The sequence below is a fragment of the Candidatus Cryptobacteroides sp. genome (assembly GCF_056207615.1).
The window spans coordinates 1-6,675 of record NZ_JBAEER010000089.1 but is presented as its reverse complement, the minus strand read 5'-3'; the positions used below and the strand labels follow the sequence as shown (position 1 = coordinate 6,675).

The following is a 6,675-nucleotide window of genomic DNA, read 5'->3' as shown; positions in this document are numbered from 1 at the left end:
GTCATACATACCCTCGATGGTAAGGTCGGTGTAACCCTCGATACCGGTGATGTTGTATGATACGCCGTTCTCCTTTGCTGTGATGGTCCACTTGTCGAACTTGCTGGTAGAGTTTCCGTGAGGAACTTCCCACTCACCGAGCCATGAGTCATAGCCTGTAGCTGGGCCGCTTCCGCCCTTCTTGGTGAATGTAGAGTATGCGAAGTGACCGGTAGCCTCACCGTCCTCGGTGAGTCCGATTGCGAACGCATAGTAGTCGCCTGCCTCGAATGGGTTGAAGATCTCGTAATCGGTATCCTCATAGAGGAAGTCTCCGAAGGTAACGTCATAGCCGTACGCGCTGTAGTACTCTACTGCATAATTGATGTCTGCGATAAGTCCAGGAGCTGCGACGACGTCAACGAAATCTGCTACAGGGAGACCTGCTGCAGCGAACTCTTCCTTGCTAGCATAAGTGATGCTGTACTTACCTGAGATAGTAGGGTCGGTGACGGTGTTCTGGATGAACTCCGCATCCACACCCTCATACTTCTGGAGACCGAGATAGTCGACCTTCCAGTTGCTGTCCTCTCTCATGAACGCAACATTTCTCTGGCTAACCTCGATGATGCCCTGGTCTACGCCGAGGGTCCATCTTACGAGAGCCTTACGCTCCTTGTTGTCCGTTGTTGCAGGAGTGGTGTTCTCCTCGAGCTTTACGACGAGCTTGGTCTCGGTAGTCTCGAGACTTACCCACTCGGCATCGACAGATGCCTCGATCATCTCATCGAAGTCATAAGGGAACTCGAAGGTAGCAGCGTCAGCTGTTGCGATGATATTGTTAGGAGCAAAGCCTGAGGTACGTCCACCATACTGTTCTACGGTGAAGGTCTTAGAGTCCTTGCCAGAAGTTACCACTACCTGTGCATAACGCGACTGGATAGTAGGGTTGGCACCTGCTGACATTCTGATGATGCGATCATCAGTAGTGCTTGGGGTAAGGATGGTAAGCCAAGACGACTCAGTCGTAACCTGGTATGCCTGACCCGCGTCAAGTCCAATTAAAGCGTCGCCACCCTTTGCAGGAATACCGAGCTCAGCAGAGAGGACGGCGATCGATGGTGTCTCGCTGAGCGGCTCAGGCCTCTCGCAAGAAGCGAGCGAGAGGACTGAGAGAGCTGCAGCTATGATGAAAAATCTGTTCTTCATGATTCAATACGATTAACGTCTGGTGAGAGACTTGAGTTCGAAGAAGCGTGAATTGCCGAGTCCAGAATACTCACCTGCGCTGTTACCAGCAGCGTCGAACGACCAGATGATGAATGAGTCAGCAACGTAATCTTCCCATACGCCGTTGTCAGAGAAGGTGAAGTATCCCTTCTTCTCACTCCAGGTAACATTCACACCGACACCCTCTGTCCAGGTGAGGTAACCTGCACCTGAATCGAGTGGGCAGAGCTTGACAGAAGTACTGCCGACAGTGGTGATGTTCTGGAAAAGAATGCGGAGACCACCGCGTGACTTGTCGTATGCTGCGTATACAGGGTAATCCTTGATAAGGCCTACGATATTGAATCCGAGACCGTCCTGAGTAGGCACGAGGCTAACGTTGACGTTGGTAGAGCCATAGGTAAGGACGTAGTCGCCAGGGAATGAATCATAAGTCTGATAACCCTCTGGGAGCTTACCATAGAGAGTGATCACGCCATTGGTAAGGGCATTGTAGTTGTCGAGATAGAAGAGGTCCCTGATGGTGTAGCCGTTCACCTCCATTGGTCCATAGAGATGGAGGCCTTCAGGAGTGAATGTGAATGGCATTGACACACCGTCCACGACTGGCTCGCCGGCCTCGTCAAATTCGCCAGTCTCCCAATCGATGTAGAGACGCCTGCTGTCAAGGTCAACGGTACCGGTGACATCGAGATCGCCGATCTGTCCCTCGAGAGAAGCAGCAGCGAAGCCTTCAGAGAGTTCCAATACACCCTCGCAATACTCCTGAGGATCGAGTCCCTCAGCAGCACGATGGAGGAAGTACTTGTTGCCTGACCTCTTACCGAGGAGTACCATCTCTTCATTATCATACTCGAGCACGGTGAAACCGAAGTCACCACCGAATGCCTCATACCTTGAAGATGAAGGAGTTGCGAAATAATGAAGGACTGGGTTGTAGGTATCGAATACGAGAACAGGACCATTATCTGCAGTGAACCTGTAGAGGCTGGTAGCAGACTCGTCTGCGATCTCTGAATATACGGTAACGTCATCCTTGGTGAACTTGAGTACGAAAGCATAGCCACCGTACATCTGACCGACACCTGGATAATAGTCCATCACCCAAGTACCCTCACCGTCGCAGAGAATCTTCTGAGCCTCGCTGTTGAAGTTCTGAAGCCTCTGTGAAGATGACTCCTCGAAATAATCTTTCTGATCCTTAAGGCAAGACTGCACAGGGATCATGAAGAGCATAGCTGCAAGAGCGCTGATTATGTTTCTTGTTTTCATGTCTGCCTTTTTTACTTGTTAATGGAAATATCAGTAAGATCAACCTTGCCCGCTACGACATCACCCTGACGACGGAGGATGGTTGCACGAAGTTGATCGATGTCGATGTCCCAGCTTGACTTCATATAGAGTCTTACGATGTCAAGCTTCGCATTGATGGCCTTGGCACCATCAGTGCCGGCAGCCTTGATCTGTGCATCCCAGTATGCCTGAGTGTTGGTAACATAGATTGATACCATCTCGGCGAAGTCCTCACCGTCTGAATGCTGAGCATATGAGCTGATGAAGCCGTTTGTAAGGTACTCAGAATCGTAAGGTGGCTCACTCCAGCTATCTGCAACGTAACCTGAACCAGTGATCTGCTTGAAGTCTACAGGATAGTCCTTGGTCTGATTGAGAATATGGGTGAACTCGTGGTGGATGGTCTTGATGTAGTAGTGGTTGAGAGCATCTGCACCCTGCCTGAGGTACATAGGAAGGTAGTTGATACCTGAAAGGAGAATCTTCTTACCACCCTCTGCAGTACCGAGGATGAAGGTTCCGTTGTTACGATACTCCCACTCTCCGATGAGGAAGAACATCTTAGGGAAGTAACCACGGGTGAAGTCGAGGCCTGCGACCTCATCATATGTATCGACGCAGAGATACTTAACGAGGTGAGCCATCATATTTGCACTTTCCATATCGGCAGGAATAGTGTAATAGTTCATGTCGGACTCGTTCATCTCGAAACGATACTTGAAATCGATGTTGTAAGGGTTGACGTAATTGAACTCCAACCACTTGTCGAAATCATTCTTCTCGTAGATATCGGCGGTGATGACACTCTCTGGGTTGAGAGCATCCTCAGAGCAAGAGCTTGCTCCGAAGAGAGCTGCCGCCAAGGCTGCGATGACAAAAATATTCTTTTTCATAATAAATCTCATGATTGGTTGGAAATTAACGTGGGTTCTTCTCATAGCCTGCGTCGCTTACCTTTACAGGAACCTGGATGGCCCTTCTAGGATCACGAACTACGAGCTTGTCCATTACCTGCTCAGGAAGACCCTTCATGTTGATCTCACGACGCTCGATCTCGATGCCATAACGCTTCACGTCAAACCATCTCTGACCCATTGCGAGACCCTCGACCCTCTTGAGGAGGAGTACGAACTGGAGGAGGTTCTCCTGGATAGAGCCCTTCTCACCGATCTCGAAACCAGGGTTGAGCTCCTTCTTGACGGTAGCAACATCCCAGCTTGAGTAGTTGACGCTGTTCATCTTGGATACGATATCCTCTGCTGTGAGGTTGTACTCCCTTCTTGAGATGTTGTTGAGCCAAGTATTCATATCCTCGACTGCAGAGTCATACTGCTTTGCGAGAATCTTAGCCTCAGCCCTCTCGAGGAGAGTCATATCTGAAGTGAATGCAGGATATACGGTACGATAGTAACCGATCTGAGCGACAGGGTCAGTGTACTCGAAGAGATAAGGCAGCTTCCAGAAGATGACCTTATCAAGGTTGGTAGCACTGTAGATCTTCATCTCAGACTGGTAGAAGTTCCTGTTGTTGGTGCCAAGAAGGGTTGCAAGAGCGATACCTGTCTCGTTCTCAGCAAGGTACTTGCCATGAGAATATCTTGAGTATACACGGTAAGGGCCGAAGCAGAGACCCATCTTAGAGTAAGCAGTGATGAGGAGGAGGTTGCTGCTGAGACCTGCGTCAATGTAATGCTGGCAGATCACATCAGGATCCTGAGTCATCTTTGCTACGTCCTTCCAGTCACGGAGGATGGTGCCAGGCTGAGTACCAAGGCAGAGGTCTGCCCACTTGATAGCCTCGTCATACTTCTCATAATAGAGGTAGAACCTGGTAGCGAAAGCGTAGGCTGCCCTCTTGTTGAAGTGATACTTAGGCACAGTGTAGTACTGCTCGCTTACGTAAGGAAGCGCTGCCTGGAGATCCTTGTCGATGTAGTCGTAAACCTGAGCCACGGTGTTCCTCTCATACTTAGGGTTGAGACCCTGCTCTGGCCGGAGCATGTAGGTGACGCCGAGGTCCTTGTCTGCAGTTTCTGCAGAATAAGCCTGTGCGAATACGTTCACAAGGATGAAGTGGCTATATGCGCGGCAAAGGAGAGCCTCTGCCATCTCAGCCTCGAGGCCTGCTGCCTCAGCACCGCCCAGATCTTCGATTGCCTCGATAGCCTGGTTAGCTGCTGCGATTGCGATATAGCTGTTACCCCAGAGATTCTCGACGTCCTCGTTATCAGACTCGGTGATCTCCTCCCATCTGAAAACCTGGTCGATGAAACGATCATGGTTAGGGTTGTTTGCACCATAGTCATCAACGTTGTCTGAGGAGAACTCGGTGATGAGCATATAATCGGTCTCCGGGTATGCAGAAGTAATAAAGCTTCTGATCTTCTCTGGCGTGTCAAGCTCGGTACGGTTATCAGGCATCACATCGAGGAACTTGTCGCAAGATGTTGCCACGAGAGCGAGAGCTGCCAATACATATATAATTCTGTTCATTTTCATAGTGTTTCCCTCCATTGATTAAAGACCGATCTTAAGAGTGAAAGTGAACTGCTTAGGAAGCGGAACGGCAACACCACCGGTGTTGAAGAACTCAGGGTCCTGACCGTTGAGCTTCTTGTCAGCATAGAGGAGGCAGAGGTTGGTTGCCTGAACCTTGAGGCTGAGGGAACCGAGTCTCATCTTCTCTACGATGTTCTTAGGGAAATCGTAGCTGAGTGACACTTCCTTGAGGCGGATGAAGTCACCCTTTGCGATTCGAGCTGAAGAGTAGTTGTATGCGTTGTATGCATATCTGAGGTCAGAGTCGAGCTTGTTCTGCCATGCGCTGGCGATGACAGGGATGTCAGTAACCTTCTCGTCACCTGGAACAGTCCAACGGTTCTTGAACTCCTTAGGCATTGAGTCAAGGTCATTGTAGCTGCTGCTGAAGACAGGGTCAAGACGGATGACGTTTCCGAATGAGTAGGTAAGGAAGACATTGAGTCTGAGGCCCTTATACTGGAATACGTTACCGAATGAACCGACGTCGGTAGGATCTACGTTACCTGAATACTCGAGGAACTTGAGCTTCTCCGGTTCAGACTCCTGGAAGTAGATGCCGGTAACAGACTCGCCACCATCCTGATCCTTGAATACAGGGAGACCCTCTTCGTTGAGGCCGAGGAATGGGATCGAGAAGAGACCACGTACAGGATAACCCTCCTGTGCGAAACCGCTACCGGTGATGAGGTCGATCATACGGGTGGTGGTCTTAAGGTCAGTCACGACGTTATGAGAATGCGAGTAGATGAAGTTGGTGGTCCAAGAGAAGTCCTTCACCTTCACGTTGGTAGTAGTGAGGGAGATCTCGACACCGTCTGACTTCATGCTGGCGATATTACCCATCTTCTGTACCTGTCCACCGATACCCTGAGTGTTGATCACACCGATGAGGTCGTAGTTATTACGGGTGTACCAGTCGAAGGTGAGGTTGATCCTGTTGTCAACGAAGCCGGCCTCGAATCCGAGGTTGAGCTCCTTCTTCTTCTCATATGTAAGGTCGGTATTTGCAAGGTCTGCGATGTAGAGCATAGACTCACGAACGCTTGCGAATGGCCTCCAAGGAGTGGTAGAAGAAATGACGGCTGCAGAGTTGGTCACTGAAGAAGGACCGCGGTCTGCGGTAAGTGAGTAAGAAGCCTTGAGGCTGAGGTGAGAGATTGCAGGATATGCATTCCTCATCCACTTCTCCTCATGCATGTTCCACGCACCAGAGACGTTCCATGTAGGAAGCCAGCGTGCCTGGCGGCTCTTACCGAGCTTGTTGGTACCCTCGTAACGGATGGTGCCGTTGATGACGTAACGTCCATCATAAGAGTAAGTTCCGTTTGCGAAGAATGCAGCACTACGGTCATGCTTGTTGGTCATGGTGTAGTAGTTACTGTTCTCCTCAGAACCTCTCTTGAAGGTGCGGTAGTCGTAGTTTGGAGTCTCACCCATGCCGTACTGGAGACCCCATGCGCGGAACCAGATACCATGACGCTCGATGCTGTTGATCTCGGTACCTCCATAGAGGTTCACGATATGCTTCGAAGCGAAGGTCTTGTTGAAGTTCGCGGTTGCACGGAAGTCGTAACCGAGCATAGAGTTGTCCTGACGCTCGTAGATACCACCGACAGGGAGAACCGATACAGG

The 6,675-nt window shown here is 50.3% G+C and carries 5 protein-coding genes; all 5 read right to left on the bottom strand.

Translation table 11 applies throughout. The features are described from left to right. A partial coding sequence (locus AC06ND_RS05550; protein ID WP_475678001.1) for a BACON domain-containing protein occupies positions 1 to 1,188 on the bottom strand: 1,188 nt, incomplete at its 3' end. A 12-nt stretch (positions 1,189 to 1,200) separates the two neighbouring features. Then, the gene (locus AC06ND_RS05545) at positions 1,201 to 2,481 is read right to left on the bottom strand and encodes a DUF4302 domain-containing protein (RefSeq protein ID WP_475678000.1); all 1,281 of its coding nucleotides are present in this window, start codon (positions 2,479 to 2,481) and stop codon (positions 1,201 to 1,203) included. An 11-nt stretch (positions 2,482 to 2,492) separates the two neighbouring features. Beyond that, complete coding sequence (locus AC06ND_RS05540; RefSeq protein WP_475677999.1) at positions 2,493 to 3,395, bottom strand: zinc-binding metallopeptidase; 903 nt, start codon at positions 3,393 to 3,395, stop codon at positions 2,493 to 2,495. Positions 3,396 to 3,420: 25 nt separating this feature from the next. Continuing rightward, the gene (locus AC06ND_RS05535; protein ID WP_475677998.1) at positions 3,421 to 4,995 is read right to left on the bottom strand and encodes a RagB/SusD family nutrient uptake outer membrane protein; all 1,575 of its coding nucleotides are present in this window, start codon (positions 4,993 to 4,995) and stop codon (positions 3,421 to 3,423) included. Between the two features lie 24 nt (positions 4,996 to 5,019). Continuing rightward, the coding region (locus AC06ND_RS05530) for a SusC/RagA family TonB-linked outer membrane protein (protein ID WP_475677997.1) at positions 5,020 to 6,675 on the bottom strand (1,656 nt) is incomplete at its 5' end.

Bases quoted from the DNA above. Each gene is read 5' to 3' on its own strand.
- AC06ND_RS05540 (WP_475677999.1), bottom strand. From the start codon at position 3,395: ATGAAAAAGAATATTTTTGTCATCGCAGCCTTGGCGGCAGCTCTCTTC.
- AC06ND_RS05545 (WP_475678000.1), bottom strand. From the start codon at position 2,481: ATGAAAACAAGAAACATAATCAGCGCTCTTGCAGCTATGCTCTTCATG.
- AC06ND_RS05535 (WP_475677998.1), bottom strand. From the start codon at position 4,995: ATGAACAGAATTATATATGTATTGGCAGCTCTCGCTCTCGTGGCAACA.